14 protein-coding genes are annotated in these 16,779 nt (G+C 70.7%); 8 read left to right on the top strand and 6 right to left on the bottom strand.

The features are described 5' to 3' along the window. Window positions 1–219 precede the first annotated feature (219 nt). Window positions 220–1,632 (top strand): glycoside hydrolase family 6 protein, encoded by a 1,413-nt coding sequence (locus AB0L53_RS06205; protein ID WP_363991092.1) that lies wholly within the window; start codon window positions 220–222, stop codon window positions 1,630–1,632. A gap of 101 nt (window positions 1,633–1,733) precedes the next feature. Here the strand turns inward: AB0L53_RS06205 and AB0L53_RS06200 are convergent, their stop codons facing one another. Continuing rightward, window positions 1,734–3,323 (bottom strand): IclR family transcriptional regulator C-terminal domain-containing protein, encoded by a 1,590-nt coding sequence (locus AB0L53_RS06200; protein ID WP_363991089.1) that lies wholly within the window; start codon window positions 3,321–3,323, stop codon window positions 1,734–1,736. A gap of 313 nt (window positions 3,324–3,636) precedes the next feature. Between AB0L53_RS06200 and AB0L53_RS06195 the strand changes: the two genes are divergently transcribed. From AB0L53_RS06195 to AB0L53_RS06185, 3 genes are read left to right on the top strand one after another with little or no spacing between them, the layout of a single operon-like run. Continuing rightward, window positions 3,637–4,461, top strand: a complete 825-nt coding sequence (locus tag AB0L53_RS06195) for a CoA transferase subunit A (RefSeq protein ID WP_363991087.1) — start codon at window positions 3,637–3,639, stop codon at window positions 4,459–4,461. Beyond that, window positions 4,458–5,087, top strand: a complete 630-nt coding sequence (locus AB0L53_RS06190; RefSeq protein ID WP_363991084.1) for a CoA transferase subunit B — start codon at window positions 4,458–4,460, stop codon at window positions 5,085–5,087. The genes AB0L53_RS06195 and AB0L53_RS06190 overlap by 4 nt, the downstream gene beginning before the upstream one ends. Continuing rightward, on the top strand, window positions 5,084–6,229 hold the full coding sequence (locus tag AB0L53_RS06185) for a thiolase family protein (RefSeq protein WP_363991081.1): 1,146 nt from the start codon (window positions 5,084–5,086) through the stop codon (window positions 6,227–6,229). The genes AB0L53_RS06190 and AB0L53_RS06185 overlap by 4 nt, the downstream gene beginning before the upstream one ends. Before the next feature lie 5 nt (window positions 6,230–6,234). Here the strand turns inward: AB0L53_RS06185 and AB0L53_RS06180 are convergent, their stop codons facing one another. Beyond that, window positions 6,235–6,492 carry a hypothetical protein gene (locus AB0L53_RS06180; RefSeq protein WP_363991078.1) on the bottom strand — a complete coding sequence of 86 codons (258 nt, stop codon included), beginning with the start codon at window positions 6,490–6,492 and terminating at the stop codon, window positions 6,235–6,237. Here AB0L53_RS06180 and AB0L53_RS06175 point away from each other — a divergent pair. Beyond that, on the top strand, window positions 6,456–6,653 hold the full coding sequence (locus AB0L53_RS06175) for an amidohydrolase family protein (protein WP_363991075.1): 198 nt from the start codon (window positions 6,456–6,458) through the stop codon (window positions 6,651–6,653). The two genes, AB0L53_RS06180 and AB0L53_RS06175, sit on opposite strands and share 37 nt — an antisense overlap. A gap of 52 nt (window positions 6,654–6,705) precedes the next feature. Here the strand turns inward: AB0L53_RS06175 and AB0L53_RS06170 are convergent, their stop codons facing one another. Beyond that, complete coding sequence (locus AB0L53_RS06170; RefSeq protein WP_363991072.1) at window positions 6,706–7,899, bottom strand: Ig-like domain-containing protein; 1,194 nt, start codon at window positions 7,897–7,899, stop codon at window positions 6,706–6,708. A gap of 326 nt (window positions 7,900–8,225) precedes the next feature. Between AB0L53_RS06170 and kstD the strand changes: the two genes are divergently transcribed. From kstD to AB0L53_RS06155, 3 genes are all read left to right on the top strand, one after another. Then, a complete protein-coding gene (gene kstD, locus AB0L53_RS06165; RefSeq protein WP_358536010.1) occupies window positions 8,226–10,001 on the top strand; it encodes a 3-oxosteroid 1-dehydrogenase in 1,776 nt (591 codons plus the stop codon). 102 nt (window positions 10,002–10,103) lie between these two features. Continuing rightward, the gene (locus tag AB0L53_RS06160; RefSeq protein ID WP_363991069.1) at window positions 10,104–13,175 is read left to right on the top strand and encodes an NACHT domain-containing protein; all 3,072 of its coding nucleotides are present in this window, start codon (window positions 10,104–10,106) and stop codon (window positions 13,173–13,175) included. A 183-nt stretch (window positions 13,176–13,358) separates the two neighbouring features. Further along, window positions 13,359–14,609, top strand: a complete 1,251-nt coding sequence (locus AB0L53_RS06155) for an MFS transporter (protein WP_363991066.1) — start codon at window positions 13,359–13,361, stop codon at window positions 14,607–14,609. On the opposite strand, the gene AB0L53_RS06150 is transcribed toward AB0L53_RS06155, so the two are convergent. From AB0L53_RS06150 to AB0L53_RS06140, 3 genes are read right to left on the bottom strand one after another with little or no spacing between them, the layout of a single operon-like run. Further along, window positions 14,590–15,012, bottom strand: coding sequence for a hypothetical protein (locus AB0L53_RS06150; protein WP_363991063.1), 423 nt, complete (start codon window positions 15,010–15,012; stop codon window positions 14,590–14,592). The two genes, AB0L53_RS06155 and AB0L53_RS06150, sit on opposite strands and share 20 nt — an antisense overlap. A gap of 14 nt (window positions 15,013–15,026) precedes the next feature. Then, window positions 15,027–16,202, bottom strand: coding sequence for a hypothetical protein (locus AB0L53_RS06145; RefSeq protein ID WP_363991060.1), 1,176 nt, complete (start codon window positions 16,200–16,202; stop codon window positions 15,027–15,029). Then, entirely contained in the window at window positions 16,195–16,704 is a 510-nt protein-coding gene (locus AB0L53_RS06140) for a SigE family RNA polymerase sigma factor (RefSeq protein ID WP_363991056.1), read from the bottom strand. The genes AB0L53_RS06145 and AB0L53_RS06140 overlap by 8 nt, the downstream gene beginning before the upstream one ends. Window positions 16,705–16,779: the final 75 nt, after the last annotated feature.

Raw genomic sequence — 16,779 nt, 5'->3', positions numbered from 1 at the left:
TACCTAATCCCTTGACCGTATCTAGGGTGGTCAGTAATGATCACGCCGACGCCGCGGTACCGCACCTAGAGAGGTCCGGCATGCCTGTTCGAGTGCGGCCGGCGTGTGCGCCGGCCGTGGTGACCCTCCCCCTCCAGCGCCTCCGTCGACGACGCTCTCCTGGTGCGCCGAACCCCACCGAGCTCTTCGGCGCACCACACCCCACTGAAAGGTGATTTAGTGCGATTTATCGCAGCAAAAGCCGCCGCAGCCTTAACCGCGGTCGTGGCCGCTGTCCTGGCCGTACCACCGCCTGCCTCAGCCGCCGCCCAGCTGATCGGCAACGGCGCCTTCACCAGCTCGACGGCCCCTTGGCAGGCGATCGGCCAGACGACGGTCACGGCCGAGTCCGGCCGTATGCGGGTGAACGTGACATCCGTCGTCACCAACCCGTGGGACGCCATGGTGTCCAGTCCCACGACGACCGCCCTGAACGCGGGCAAGAGCTACACGCTCTCGTTCGACGCGTACTCCACGACGGCCTTCAAGGCCACCACGACCGTGCAGTACGTGGCGACGCCCAGCTCCAACCAGTCGCTGGCCGCGCCCGTCCAGCTCACGACAGGCAGCAGGCGCTACAGCATCCCGTTCGTGGCCGCGTCCGCCACCAACACCGCCGCCGAGGTGACCTTCCAGCTCGGCGGGTCCGGCGGCACCCCGACGGTCCGCTTCGACAACGTCTCGCTGATGGAGACGCAGACGACCCGGCCGACGGCGCTGTACGTCTGGAACCAGTCGCACCCCGCCCAGTATGCCGCCACCCACCAGGGCACGAGCGAGGGCACCGCCATCGGCTCGAACATCGGCAACAAGCCCATCTTCGAGTGGTTCGGCGGCTGGTTCACCGACCTCACGCTGGCCGTGGACACCTACGTCGGCGCCGCCCAGGCCGCGGACAAGCTGCCGATGCTGGTGGCGTACAACATCCCGAACCGCGACGCGTGCGCGAACCAGTCGGGCGGCGGCGCGGGCGACGCGGCCGGATATCACACGTGGATCACCGAGTTCGCCAAGGCGATCGGCACCAGGCACGCGATCGTCGTGCTGGAGCCAGACGGCGTCGCCGCCGCCAGCTGCGTGACCCAGATCGGCAAGGATCCGGAAGACCAGTACAAGATGCTGCTGGACGCCACCCAGGTGCTGAAGGCTCAGGCCCCGAACGCCTGGGTCTACCTCGACGCGGGCAACGCCACCTGGGTCGCGGCCGACGACATGGCCACACGGCTGGTCAAGTCGGGCATCGCCAACACGCGCGGCTTCTCCGTGAACGTGTCCAACTACATCACCACGGCCGCCTCTGAGAGCTACTCCGTCGCGGTCAACGGCTACCTGTCCGGGACCGTCGGCGCCAAGAAGTACGTCATCGACACCAGCCGCAACGGCAACGGCCCTTGGACCGGCCAGGACAGCTGGTGCAACCCGCCCGGCCGCAAACTGGGCAGCGCGCCCGCCAAGCAGACGAGCGGCGCCGAGTACGTCTTCTGGGTCAAGGTCCCGGGTGACTCAGACGGCAGCTGCAACCTGGGCGAGGGCATCCCGGCCGGCACTTTCAGCCCCGAGCTGGCCATGGCCCTGATCAACGGCACCTCCTAGCCGTCAAGTATTTCTGGAGTAGCTCTGGAGGGTGACGTGCCCCGGCCGGCCACGGCGGGCCGGGGTTCACGTGGCGCCACCGAGCATCGTGGCGGGGACATTTAGTAAAAACGTGCGGCGCCGCGTGTGTTGGCCAGGTCCGCTTCCATGCGTGCGGCGGCCTCGGTGAGCGCGGGCAGGACGTCACGGATCAGCTCGGCGGGGGTGGCACGGCTGGCGTGCGTGGCCACGTTGACGGCCGCGACGGCCCGGCCGCTCCGGTCGCGAATCGGCACCGCGATGGATCGCACGCCTTCCTCGAGCTCCTGGTCGACGAGGGCGTACCCGTCCACGGCCGCCTGTCGTACGGCTACCGCCAGGTCGGCGGGCGCGGTGAGCGTGTGGCGGGTCAGCCGGGGCGAGGGCATCCCGGCCAGCCGTTCCCCCGGCAGGTCGGCCAGGAGAACCCGGCCCATCGAGGTGGCGTACGCGGGGAAGCGGGTGCCCACGGTGATGTCGACGCTCATGATGGCGACGGTCGGCACGCGCGCCACATAGACGACATCGTCCCCGGACAGCATCGCGACCGAGGCCGACTCGTGGACCCGTGCCACCAGGTCCGCCAGGTGCGGCTGGACGATCTCGCCGAAGGTCCGGCCCGACAGGTGGGCGTACCCCAGCTCCAGCACCTTGGGCAGCAGGACGAAACGTGCGCCGTCGGCGGCGACGTACCCCAGGCGATCGAGAGTCTGGACCGCCCTCCGTACGGTGGCCCGCGGCAGGCCGGTGGCTTTGGCCGCGGCGGCCAGGGTGAGCCCGCCGCGCGCCGAACCGAGCGACACCAGCACGGCCAGACCCCGGGCCAGCGACTGGAGATACTCCGCGCCCAACTCCTCCTTCCTGGCACGAGACGTGTCCACACCCGCGGCACTCGGTACGGGCGCAGCACTCGGGACAGGCACGGCGTGCGGGGCGGGCAGCGGCGCGTGATGCGAGGAGAGCGGGGCGTGGTGCGGGGCGGCTGCGGCAGGCTGGAGGGGCGTGGACGGCGGCGGGAGTGGCGGTTCGGTCAGGGCCGCGGCCATGTCCGCCGCCGTTTTCAGCAGGCTGGGCAGGGCGTGGTCGCGCAGGCCGGCGGCCGTGTGCCTGCTGGTGTGGCTGGCGACGGTCAGCGCGCAGACCGCCGTCCCGTTCGCGTCCCGTACCGGCACCGCGACCGCGACCAGGCCGGGCTCGGTGAGCTGGTCGTCCTCGGCCCACCGCGCGGCGGGGTCGAGCAGGATCAGACCGGCCGCGCAGCGGTCGGCGGGCAGCAGGTCGCCGACGCGGAAGGCCACCGACATGGTGCGCCGCCGGACGGGGCGCCCGGTGAAGCGCCCGACGAAGCGGACCCCGTCCCCGTCCCGTACGGCCAGCGACACCGACTCGTCCAGCTCGTCGGCGAGCCGTTCGGCGTACGGATCGAGCGCCCCCAGACCGCCGCAGGTCAGGTACGCCTCCCCCAGCTCCATCAGGCGCGGCGCGAGCAGCACGTCGCGCTCTTCGGCCCGCGCGTAGCCGAGCCGGACGAGCGTGGCCACGATCCGGTCGACCGTCGACCTCGCCAGGCCCGTGGCCCGCACCAGGTCCGTCGCACGCATCGGCCGCCTGGGACCGGCGGCCAGCACGCGCAGCACGGCCAGCCCGCGCTCCAGAGCGCCCGCCGGTTCCATCCGCCCTCCTCCGACCTCAACCAACCTGCCTCCTCCAACCTCAACCCATCCGCCTCAACCCGCGCACCTTAACCGCCTCAAGCCGCCCGCCCTCAACCCACCCCAACGCGCCCACCTCAACCCATCCGCCCTCAACCCGCGCGCCTCAACCCACCTCAAGCCGCCCGCCCTCGACCCACCCCAACAGGCCCACCTCAACCCCGCCCGCTCTCAAGCCGCCCCAAGGACTTTGACAGAGAGCGATGCGGCTCCTCATACTCGACCATGATAATGAACTGAAGTTCATCTAGCGAACACTACGAAGCGGAGTGTCGTGCGGAGAGACAAAGTGGTTGCCACCGCCCATGAGGCGCTGGCCGATGTGCGGGACGGCGCGTCGTTCGCGGTCGGCGGCTTCGGTCTCTGCGGCATCCCGGACGTGCTGATCCAGGCGCTGTACGACTCCGGCGTACGCGGCATCAGCGTGGTGTCGAACAACTGTGGAGTGGACGGCGGCGGCCTGGGCACCCTGCTGGCCGATCGGCGGATCGCCCGCGTGACCGCCTCCTACATCGGCGACAACAAGGAGTTCGCCCGGCAATACCTGGGCGGCGAGCTGGAGGTGGAGCTGACCCCGCAGGGCAGTCTGGCCGAGCGGCTGCGCGCGGGCGGCAGCGGCATCCCCGCCTTCTACACCCCGGCCGGGGTCGGCACGCCGGTCGCCGAAGGCGGCCTGCCGCTGCGCCACGGGCCCGACGGGTCAGTCGCGCTCGCCTCGCCCCCCAAGGAGGTCCGCGAGTTCGGGGGCCGGCAGTACGTTCTGGAGCACGCCATCACCACCGACTTCGCGCTGGTCCGGGCGGCGAAGGGCGACCGGCACGGCAACCTGGTCTTCAACAAGGCCGCCAGGAACTTCAACCCGCTGGCCGCGATGGCCGCGCGAATCGCGATCGCCGAGGTCGAGGAGCTGACCGAGCTCGATCCCGACGAGGTCCACCTGCCCGGGGTCTTCGTCGACCGCGTCGTGGCGCTCACCCCCGAACAAGCCGCCGCCAAGACCGTCGAACGGCGTACCACCTCCGGTCCCCCCGAACAGGCCACCGCCAAGACCGCCGGACGACGTACCGTCTCCACTCCCCCCGAAGGGACCGCGTCATGAGCTGGACCCGGGACGAGATGGTCGCGCGCGCGGCCGCCGAGCTGCGCGACGGCGACTACGTCAACCTCGGCATCGGGCTGCCCACGCGCATCCCGTCCTTCCTTCCCCCTGACGTGGACGTGATCCTTCACTCGGAGAACGGCATCCTCGGCGTCGGCCCCTACCCGACGCCGGAGGAGATCGACCCAGACCTGATCAACGCGGGCAAGGAGACGGTGACCGTACGGCGGGGGGCGTCGTTCTTCGATTCGTCGGTGTCGTTCGGCATGATCCGCGGCGGCCACATCGACGTCGCGGTGCTGGGCGCCATGCAGGTCTCGGCTCGCGGCGATCTGGCCAATTGGATGGTTCCCGGGAAGCTGGTCAAGGGCATGGGCGGGGCCATGGATCTGGTCCACGGCGCCCGCAAGGTGCTCGTGATCATGGATCACACCGCCAAGGACGGATCCCCCAAGATCGTCCAGGAGTGCTCGCTGCCGCTCACCGGCAGGGCGTGCGTACACCGGATCATCACCGACCTCGGCGTCCTCGACATCACCGACAAGGGCCTCACGCTGATCGAGACCGCGCCCGGCGTGAGCGTCGCGCACCTGCGTGAGCGCACGGATGCGGAGGTCCTCGCGTGAAGGCCGTTTACGTTCTCGACGCCGTACGCACTCCTTTCGGCCGCTATGGCGGGGCGCTGTCCGGCATCCGTCCCGATGACCTGGCCGCGCACGCCATCAAGGCACTGGTGGAACGCAACGGCGAGACCATCGCCGACGAGGTGATCCTCGGCAACGCCAACGGCGCAGGCGAGGAGAACCGCAACGTGGCCCGGATGGCCGCGCTGCTGGCCGGGCTGCCGGTGAGCACGCCGGGCGCGACCGTCAACCGGCTGTGCGGCTCCGGCATGGAGGCCGTCATCCAGGCGTACCGGGCGATCGCCCTCGGCGACGCGGCCACCGTGATCGCGGGCGGTGTGGAATCGATGACTCGCGCGCCGTGGGTGCTGCCCAAGCCGGACCGGGCCTTCCCCGCCAAGGGTCAGGAACTCGTCTCCACCACGCTCGGCTGGCGGCTGGTCAACCCCAAGATGCTCGCCGAGCACACGGTCGCCCTCGGTGAAGGCGCCGAGCTGATCGCCGACAAGCACGGCGTCACCCGGGCCGAGCAGGACGCGTTCGCGCTGGCCAGCCACCAGAAGGCGGCGAAGGCGGCCTTCGACCGCGAGATCGTCCCCGTCGGCGGCCTCACCCGTGACGAGGGCATCCGCGAGGACACCTCGTTGGAGGCGCTGGCCCGGCTGAAGCCCGCGTTCCGCGCCGACGGCACCGTCACCGCGGGCAACTCCTCCCCGCTCAACGACGGCGCGGCGGTGCTGCTGCTCACCGACGAGGCCGGGCTGCGTGGTCGCGAGCCGCTGGCCAGGATCACCGCGAGCGCCGTGAGCGCGCTCGAACCCCGCTACTTCGGCCTCGGCCCGGTCGAGGCCGTCAAGAAGGCCCTGGCCAAGGCGGGCAAGGGGTTCGGCGACCTGACGACCGTCGAGCTGAATGAGGCGTTCGCCGCGCAAGCGCTCGGCTGTCTGGCCGAGCTGCCCGAGCTCGATCCCGGGATCGTCAACCTCCGCGGCGGGGCGATCGCCCTGGGCCATCCCCTGGGCGCCTCCGGAGCCCGCATCACCGGGGCGGTCGCCCACCAGCTGGCCGTGGCCGGGTCCGGCACCGGTCTGGCCGCCCTTTGCATCGGGGTCGGCCAGGGGCTGGCCGTCGTCCTCGAAAGGTAGGCGGCTCAGCCGTCGACGCGGAGCACCCGGAGCTGCGCGGCCAGCAGCCGGTGGTAGCCGACCAGGGTGATCACCTCGTACAGGCGGGTCTGCCCGAGCGCGCCGATCGACGCGGCGAACCTGTCGTCGGTCAGATCCCCCGTACGGAGCAGTTCGCGGGCCGCTTCCAGGACCGCCCGGTCGGCTGGGTACGCAGCCCGCCACGGCGGGGCCGCCGTACGAGGACGTGGCTCCGTTCGCCGGCCGACTCGCCGCGCACGCACCGGAACGGGTCCTGTGGGGGACCGACTTCCCGCACCCGAACATCTCCGGCGACATGCCGGACGACGGCGTGCTGGTCGACTTCCTCGGCCGGATAGCCCCCACCGAGGCCCTGCGCCGGCGCATCCTGGTCGACTACCCGACGGCCGTCTTCGGTTTCTGAGGTGGCGCTGATTCTGGAGCGGCTGATTCTGGGGCGGCTGATTCTGGGGCGGCTAGCCGCCGTTGACGGGCTTGCCCAGCGCGCTGCCGGCCAGCCAGTCGTCCCAGGACTTGGCCCACGGTGTCGGGCCGTTGCCGAACCGCAGCTTCCGTGACGTACCGCTGACCTGGATGATGTCACCCCGCTGAGTGAACTCGAAGAACCAGCGGGCGTTCGCCGGACTCGCGTTGACACAGCCGTGGCTGACGTTGGAGTTGCCCTGCGCGCCGGTCGACCAGGGGGCGGAGTGGAAGAAGGTGCCGCTGTAGGTCATCCGGACGTTCCACTTGGTAGGGATGCGGTATTCACCCGGGTGGCCGGTGGTCGCGGAGTCCATGATGATGTCCGCGGCCTTCTCCTGCGCGATCATGGTGCCCGAATAGCTGTCGTCGCCCGGTCGGCCCAGGCTGACCGGGATGGTCTTGACGACCTTGTCCCCGTCGCTCACCTCCGCCTCGTGGGTGCGGGCGTTCACCTTGGTGATGTGCTTGGCGCCGACGGTGAAGCTCAGGCTGCGGTCCTTGGTACCCCACACCCCGTCGCCCGCCTGTACGCCGGCCAGGTGCGCGACGACCTTGACCTTCTCCCCGGTCGGCCAGTATTCACGCGGCCGGAACTGGACCTCCCGGTCGCTCACCCAGCTCCACGCGCCCTCGACCGGCTCGGACATCTCGACCACCAGGGCCCGCTCGATCGCGGCCCGCTCCTCCTTGCCGGTCACCGACCGCGACAGCAGGAGCTGGACGGGCATGCCGACGCCGACCTTCTCGCCGTCCAGCGGCGACATGCCGCTCTCCAGCGCGCGCTTCGGCTTCAGCGTGGTGAACTTCGCCTGCGTCGTGACCTCCTTGCCGTCCGTGCCGGTCGCCTGGGCGCTGACCGTGTACGCCGTCGAGGGGCGCAGCGGCCACTTGGGCCGCCAGGTCCCGTCGGTGCCCACGGCGCCGCTCACCTCACGGCCCTTGGAATCGGCGACGGCCAGCCGGGTGACCTTGCCGTCGGTGACCTTGACGCTGACCCCGGTGTCCGGCGCGACCTTCTTGGTCCCGTCCGCCGGGGTGATCGCCACCTTCGCCACCGGGCCCGGCGATCGGGGGGCGGCCGCCGGGTTCCGCGCGCCACCGCTGGAGGTGCATCCGGCGGTCAGGGCCACCGCCAAGGCGAGCGCGCTCGCGAACATCGTCGTGCCGGTCCGGCCGTTCCGCATCCTTGATGCCTCCCGTACCTGACGGATAGTCAAATTTCACTCAATCATGTTTGCCAATGGGCCGTACGGCCTTTGCCCGGACACCGGGCGATCATGCGCCGCCGTGGCGATCGACCGCGAGCCGCGCCGCCCGAAAGCGGAAGATCGCCACTCCCGCACAATCTGTTGACAGGCGTTCCCAACCAAGCGCATGCTTCATGCTGTGACGGGGGCCACACCCCCCAGCTCTTCCGTAGCGTCGCACCGGCGCGAGGTGCCACCACGGTTGTTCCTCCGACCACCTGTGCTGCCCGCAGCGCACGCACGTTGAAGGGATCCGATCCACCATGGCCGATTCGACGCCCGCAACGCCCGCCATGCCCACAGAAGGACCCAGCCGCCGCACGCTGCTGCGCGGCGCCGCCATCGCCGGCGGCGTACTCATGACCGAAGCGGCCCTGGGCCGCGCACCCGCGTACGCCGCCGACATCGAGTACGACGTCGTGGTCGTCGGATCGGGCGCGGCCGGGATGACCGCCGCGCTCACCGCGGCCAAGCGCGGCCTGCAGTGCGTGGTGGTCGAGAAGGCGCCGACGTTCGGCGGGTCGGCGGCCCGGTCCGGCGCCGGGATCTGGATCCCGAACAACGAGGTGATCCTGGCCGCCGGCGTCCCGGACACCCCGGCCAAGGCCGCCCAGTATCTCTCCCGCGTCGTCGGCGACACCGTGCCCCAAGCGCGGCAGCAGGCCTTCCTGACGAACGGCCCGGCCATGATCTCCTTCGTGATGCGGAACAGCCCGCTGCGGTTCCGGTGGATGGAGGGCTACGCCGACTACTATCCGGAGTACCCCGGCGGCATGCCGAACGGCCGCTCCATCGAACCCGACCAGATCGACGGGCACATCCTCGGCGCCGAGCTCGCCCACCTGAACCCGCCGTACATCCCCACCCCGGCCGGCCTGGTCGTCTTCAGCGCCGACTACAAGTGGCTGAACCTCACCCTGGTCAACCCGAAGGGCCTGGAAGTGAGCGCCGCGTGCCTGGCCAGAGGCACGGCGGCCGCGCTGCGCGGCGAGAAGCCGCTCACCATGGGCCAGTCCCTGGCGGCGAGCCTGCGCGCCGGACTACTCGCCGCGAACGTACCGGTATGGCTGAACACCCCGCTGCTCGACCTGCGCGTCGAAGGCGGCCGCGTCACCGGCGTGGTCGTGACGCGGAACGGCGTACAGACGCTGATCAAGGCCCGCCGCGGCGTCATCGTCGGCTCGGGCGGGTTCGAGCACAGCGCGGCGATGCGCGCGGAGTTCCAGCGGCAGCCCATCGGGACCGGCTGGACGGTCGGCGCCAAGGAGAACACCGGTGACGGCATCGAGGCGGGCGAACGCGCCGGGGCCGCGCTGGACCTGATGGACGACGCATGGTGGGGACCGGCGATCCCGCTGCCCGACGAGCCGTACTTCTGCCTGGCCGAACGTACGCTGCCCGGCTGCATCCTGGTCAACGGCAAGGGCGAGCGCTTCGTCAACGAGGCGGCGCCGTACAGCGACGTGGTGCACGTCATGTACGACCGCAACACGGCGGCCTCACCGCACATCCCCGCCTGGCTGATCGTCGACCAGAACTACCGCAACCGCTACCTGTTCAAGGACATCGCGCCGCTGCTGCCGTTCCCCCAGTCCTGGTACGACAGCGGCGCCGCCTTCCAGGCGTGGACGATAGAGCAGCTGGCGCAGAAGATCGGCGTCCCGGCGGCGACGCTGCGCGCCACGGTCACCCGGTTCAACGGTTTCGCGGCGACCGGCAAGGACACCGACTTCCATCGTGGCGACAGCGTCTATGACCGCTACTACGCCGACCCCGTCGTCAAGCCCAACCCCTGCCTGGCGCCCCTGTGGCTGGCGCCCTTCTACGCGTTCAAGATCGTCCCAGGTGACCTGGGCACCAAGGGCGGGATGCGTACGGACGCGCGGGCGCGGGTGCTCCGGGCGGACGGCTCGGTCATTCCCGGGCTGTACGCGGCCGGCAACGCCAGCGGCGCCGTCATGGGACACAGCTACGCCGGCGCCGGCTCGACCATCGGACCGGCCATGACCTTCGGCTACGTGGCGGCGAACGACATCTGAGGCGTAGCCGCGGAAGCGACGCCCCAGTCACACGGGGATAGATTCTGATCACCTTCCGTAGAGATCCGGACGTGGCCGCCGTCGCCGGTGAACGATGGGCGGATGGTCGGCAAGCTCGTCAGGTGGCTCCTGGCGGCCATCGTTCCCCCGTCGGTGGCGGTGGCCGCATGGGGACAGCAGATCTGGGACGACCCGGTGGTCACCGGCATCCTGCTCGCGCTCTACGAGGGCCTGCTCGCGCTCGCGCTCTTCGCCGGGCAGATCGCCGGGCAGGTCGTGGAGCGCTGGCGGCAGCGAATCGTCGACAGCCTCGACCGGGCCGTGGGGCGGCGCGTGTCCCGGTTCGACAAGCGCTACCGGGAGTCCCTGCTGGGCAGCCTCCGCTACATCGATCTCAAGGGCCTGCCGACGATCGGCTACTACACCCCCGAGCTGGACGAGGTCTTCGTCGACGTGAGCCTGGCCTATCGGGCGCCGCGTGACGTACGCCAGGACGTGCTCGCCCAGCTACCCGCCGAGGTGACCGACCGCCATTCGATCGGCGACTTCCTCGACCGGCGGCGCCCCGTGGTGCTGGCGATCGTCGGCGTTCCGGGCAGCGGGAAGAGCACCCTGCTGCGCCACACCGCCCAGCAGATCTGCCGGGCCGGGCGGGGACGGCGGCGTAGCGTGCCGATCCTGCTCTACCTGCGCGACCACGCCGCCGAGATCGTCACGGCCCCGACGGTCACACTGCCGCAGCTCGTACGGACCACGGTGGAGCCGGGCGTCAAGGAGCCGGCCGGCTGGTTCGAGGAGAAGCTGCGCGACGGCGACTGCGTCGTCATGCTCGACGGCCTGGACGAGATCGCCGGCCAGGACGACCGCAGAAGCGTCGCCGACTGGGTGGAAACCCAGATCAGGCGCTATCCCAAGAACGACTACGCGATCACCTCACGGCCGCGGGGCTACCTCTCGGCCCGGGTCGACGGCGCGACGGTCCTCCAGGTGTGCGGTTTCACCGACGAGCAGGTCAACCGGTTCGTCCGGGGCTGGTACACCGCCGTCGAGAAGCACGGCGAGGCGGGCGAGGACGCGCGGCGGCTCGCCGAGGCCGCGGCCGACGACCTGCTCGACCGGCTCAACCACACCCCTGAGCTGTACGAGCTGACGATCAACCCGCTGCTACTGACGATGATCGCCAACGTCCATCGTCACCCGGGCGCCCTGCCGGAGAGCCGCGAGCGCCTCTACAGCGAGATCTGCCAGGTGATGCTCTGGCGGCGGCAGAAGGCCAAGAAGATCCCGCTCGAGCTGAGCGGCGACAAGAAGGAGGTGCTGCTGCGCCGGGTCGCGCACGCGATGATGCAACGCGGCGTCCGCGACCTGCCGAGCACCGCCGTACTGGCCGAGATCCGGCCGGCCCTGCGCCGCATGGCGACGCGGCTCACCGCGGAGGAGCTCCTGTGCGACGTCCGCTCGAACGGCCTGCTCATCGAGCGCGAGAGCGACCTCTACTCCTTCGCCCACCACACCTTCCAGGAGTACCTGGCCGCCGCGCACATCCGTGACAAGGGCCGGCCCGACGTGCTGGTCGCCGCCGTCGACGACGTGTGGTGGCGGGAGACGACCCTCCTGTACGCCGCCCGCTCCGACGCCGACCCGATCGTGGCGGCCTGCCTGTCCTCGGGCACCGTCACCGCGCTGTCCCTGGCCTTCGACTGCGCCGAGGAGGGCAGCGAGCTCGACCCCGTTCTCCGTGAACGGCTCGACCGGCTCCTGGGCTCCGCCTTCACCCCGGACGCCGACCCCGAGCGCCGCCGGCTCATGGCCGGCGTCCTGGTCGCCCGCCATCTGCGCCACCTGACCAGGACCGGCGCCGCCGGCGGCCGCGTCTGCGCCCGGCCGATCACCGCGGGCATCTACTGGCTGTACGTGCTGGACGCGCGGGCTCCGGAGCCGGACGGCCCGGCCAGGATCGAGCCCATCGCGTACGGGCCGTGCGGCGACCACCCGATCACAGGGGTACGCGCGGGTGACGCGGCGGCCTTCGTCGACTGGGTCAACGGAGTCACCGGCAACGAGCCCGTCTATCGGCTGCCGACCCATGACGAGATCGAGAATCCGGCGGTTCAGCGCTCGCTCAACCCCGGGGCGTCGGCGCTGAGCGTCTGGAGCGAACCCGGCGATCACCCCGCTCCCCGGCTGTGGACGCCTCCCGAAGCCGGGCCGCCCTACGCGGTGGACGCCGCGACGCTGATCAGGCACGTCAACGATGACATCCGTCGCTCCATGCCCACCTTCGTCCGCCTGCTCCTGCTGCGCGCCATCGTGGGCGTCCGCGTGCTGCGCCGCGGTCTCGACCTCGTTCCCGTCTTCGACCCCGCGCTCGACCACGTTCTCGACCACGCCTTCGACCTGAGCCGGACCATCAGTCACGTACGCGGGATCGGCGACGCCTTCGGCCTCGCCCACCCGGCCGACCTCGGCCAGATGGAGGCCGACCTTCGCGCGCTCAGCCAATGCCTCGACCGCGAACGTGACCGCGCCCGCGCCCGCGTCATGGCGGACACCCTGGCCGCGTCCTTCACCCACGCCCGGACCACGAACCCCGGTGGCGGATGGACGGCGGCCGACGCCCTTGACGTCGTGCTCGACCCCGACCTCGTGCTCGATCACGCGCTCGACCTCGATCACGCCTTCGACCGAGCCCTCGACCGGGTCATGGGACGCGCGCTGTCGCACGCTCTGGCGCGGGTCCTGCGCCTGGACACGGCCCCCACCGACTGGCCGGCCCAGTTCGCCCGGGCGTTTCTCAAGCAGACCAGCCTCCCGGCCGGCCCGTACGTCGTGCCGCCGGACACGCTGATGAGCAGGCTGCACGCGGCGGACGTGGCATTCAGGAACGTCCTCGGGCCGCTCGACGCGGGCACGCCGGCTCCGTGGGCGCACCGGATCGCGGACGGACTGCGCGCGGCGGCCGTGCCGCTGTTCACCCGCCGCGAGCGGCTCACCTCAGGCGCCGCGACGACGCTGCGGCTGGCGACCCTCTGCCTGGCCGCCGAGGCCGACACCCGCGGCGCCAACGAGCTCGCCGTCGCCTTCCGCGAGCTCGCGGCCGGGATCACCCTTCTCGAACGTCGTTCCAACGGGGAACCGCCACCCACGGAAACTATTATTCTCGCGACTGTGTGACAAATATGTGTCACACATAATAACCAATATTGTCATGATAAATCGCGGAATGTCGTTTTTCCCAGTTGCCCTATCACGCCGACGATCCCAGCACGGGTCGCGAATCCCACCCAGAAAGACCACGTCGCGCGTGATACTGACACAATGCGCCATTCCCCCGTCACCGCCGGCCATTTTCGCCCGATGTCGCGCCGCGGCCTCGTCGCGGCCACGATCGGCCACGCGCTGGAATGGTTCGACTGGAACGCGTACGCGATCTTCTCCGTATTCTTCGCCGGCCAGTTCTTCCCCGCGGACGACCCCGCGCTCGCCCAGGTCAAAACCATGATGATCTTCGCGATCGGCTTCCTCTTCCGCCCTCTCGGCGGCATCCTGCTCGGCAGCTACACCGACCGGTTCGGCCGGCGCGGCGGCATGACGCTGGCCGTGCTCCTGGTGTCGGGCGGCAGCCTGATCCTGGCGGTGTGCCCCACCTACGCGGAGATCGGGCTGCTGGCACCGGCGTTGTTGCTGGTGGCGAGGATCGTGCAGGGGCTGTCCACGGGCGGGGAGATGGCCGCCGCCGCCACCTATCTCGCCGAGATCGCCCCACCCGGCCGCCGGGGGTTCTACTCCAGCTTCGCGTACGTCACTGGCACGCTCGGCCCCCTGACCGCCACCTTGCTGGCGGAACTGCTCTTCAGTGTCCTGGGCGAATCCGGCCTGGCCGAATGGGGATGGCGCGTGCCGTTCGCGATCGGCGCCGTGTTCGGGGTCTACGGCCTCCAGCTGCGGCGCACCTTGCACGAAACCAGCCCCTTCCTGGCCGGACGGGACCTCAGAGTGCGCCGTCCCACCTGGGAGGTGCTCCGCAGGCATCCGGTCAGCGGACTTCGCGTGGTCGGTTTCACCGTCGGCGCGACGGTCGTCTACTACACCTTCCTCGTCTACCTGCCCAGCTACGTACAGGACAACTTCGGCATGCCGGCGGAGTCGGCGCTGTGGGCGTCGGTGATCGCGCAGGCCGCGATGATCATGGTCCTGCCCCTGTACGGCGCTCTGTCCGACCGGATAGGGCGCAAGCCGTTGCTGTGCGCCTTCGCCGGGGGCTATGTGGTGCTCATCGTGCCGCTGTTCACGCTGCTGAACTCGACACCCGAGTCGCTGGTGATCGTGATGACCGTCGGGCTGCTGCTGTTCGGCTGCTACGCCTCCGTCGCGCCGACCGCCATGGCGGAGCTGTTCCCCACGCAGGTGCGCTCGGTCGGCCTGGGGATGCCCTATTCGCTGACCGTGGCGGTGTTCGGCGGCACGTCACCGCACCTCGTCGAGCGGCTGACGGACAGCGGCCACGCCAGTTGGTTCCCCTGGTACCTCGCGGGGCTGTGCCTGATCAGCCTGGTGGTCTTCCTGACCGCCCGCGAAACGAAGGGCATCAACCTCGACCAGTGCTGACCGAGGCCGGATGAGGATCGGCGCGACTCTCGGCCGCGTCTCGGCGCGGCCGAGAGCGCGGCCGAGAGCGCGGCAGCGTCGCCAGTGCCGCCGCGTACGCCAGGCCGTACCAGAGCGACGGACACCCCTCGGGCCTGGCCGGGACGGCGGCGAGGCTGACCGCCGCGACCAGGCCGAGCAGTGTGGCGGCGACCGCCGGGCGCCGGGTGGCCACCGCCACGACGGCGGCGCCACCCAGCACGCCCACGGCGGCGAGGAGGTCGAGCAGCAGCCACGCGTCCAGCAGCCCGGCCCACGCGATCGCGTGGAGCAGGGGCCCCGGCAGGGACCGGGTCCAGATCCAGGTGAGCCCGTCGTCCGCCAGGTTGACGGCCGTGGGGAGCGCCACGAGCACGATCATCACCCAGGGGCGTCTGATCAACGGACCCGCGCCAGGCGGTAGGAGGTGCCGTCGTCCCACAGGAGCCAGTCGCCGGCCGCGTACGCCACACCCTGGAACTCGAACGACTGGCCGCTGCGCGGGTCGTAGACCACGGACTGCCAGCCGGGGCCTTCGCCCTCGCCGTGCCCGGTGTACACGATGAGCCGGTCACCCGCGGTAAGGTGCGCGCCCAGCTGGGCATACGTGGCTTGAGATCTTCCGTTCGCCGGGATCGCGGTCCCGCCCCAGTTGAGCTCCATCGCCCGGCCGACACGCGGGCCCTCGGTGACCTGCCAGTCGGCGCGGTCCGCCGTTCTGAGCACGCCGTCGGCGACCCAGGCGAACGTGTCACGGTTGGCAGCGGCCAGCCAGAGCTGCCCCCGGTCCTCACCGGCCGTCCGGATGTTCACCCCCTCGGGCAGCGGGTGCTGGGCAGCCACCTCCCCCGACTCGACGTTCACCTGGCGCAGGCCCTTGGGGTCGAAGGGGTCGGCCACGAACAGATCGGGATAGGAGAACGCGACCGCCTCGCCGGAGACGCCGGACACCGGGGCTCCCTGGGTGCAGCCCTTGGCCGTCCACGGCCGCATCTGCGGGTCGCTGCCGACGATCGTCCCTCCGCTGACCCAGAACGGCGATCCGACCAGGTTCAACGGCATGACCGGTGTGGTGCCGTTCTGGTCCTGGCAGTAGAGCGGGGCGACGATATTGGTCCCCGGCCATACGCGGATACCCGATCCGGTGGCCGGTGTCGCGCCCGCGTCCTCGTTCAGCGGGCGCAGCGGACCACCTTCCGGTCCCGTCTCCCACAGCTTCTTCGCCTTGTCCGACCGGCCCAGCACGGACCCGTCCTCGCCCAGCGTCTCGGGAAAGAAGTCGCCGGCGTCCTTGGTCTCTTTCGGCAAGGCGACCGAACCAGGCATGTCGACCAGGTCTTCGAGCCCGTCGATGGAGTTGGCGACCATCTGCTCCCCTCCCCCGATCTGCCGCCACGCCACCGGCACGCCCACCGCCAGCACGACCGCGCACGCCGCCGCGGCGAACGCCAGAGCCCGGCGCCGTCTCCGCCTGACCGCGACGCCCCGGTGGACGCGGTCGGCGAGGTAGGCGGGCGGGACCGTCCGGCCGGGGTCGCCCAGCACATCGCCGAGCCGCGACTCCACGTCATCCATGATCGACCTCCTGAGTATCGAGAGCGGTGCGCAGCCTGGCGAGCGCCCGTGACGCCTGGCTCTTGACGGTGCCGGTGCTGCAGCCCAGCAGGCGGGCGATCTCCTTCTCGCTGCGCTCCTCGACGTAGCGCAGGACAAGGACCGCGCGCATGCGCGGAGGCAGCTCGGCCAGCCGCCCCCTGAGGCTCGCGTCGGCGAGCAGACCTTCCAGTCCGCTGTCCTCCACGGCGGGCTCGGGCGGCTCGGCCACGGCGACTTCCCGCCGGGGGCGCCGCCAGCGGTTGGTCATGATGCGCAGCATCGCCGTGCGGACGTAGCCCTCCGGGTCGTCCTTGCGGACGATCCTGCGCCAGTGCACCCCCGTCCTGGTCAGCGCCTCCTGCACCAGGTCCTCGGCGTCGTGCCGGTCGCGGGTCAGGACCATGGCGTAGCGGTACAGCGCCGCCAGCCGAGCGGCCACGAATGATTCGAACGACCTCTCGTCGTCCTGCGGATCCTCCACCCCTACAAGGACACACAAGGGCGGAGAAAGGTTGCGTCCCTCCGCTATTTTCTTTTTCCACCACAATTCGCGGGC

It is taken from the genome of Nonomuraea sp. NPDC052129, from assembly GCF_040680095.1.
In the GTDB taxonomy this organism is placed as follows: Bacteria; Actinomycetota; Actinomycetes; order Streptosporangiales; family Streptosporangiaceae; genus Nonomuraea.
This window is presented reverse-complemented; position numbering and strand designations above follow the sequence as displayed.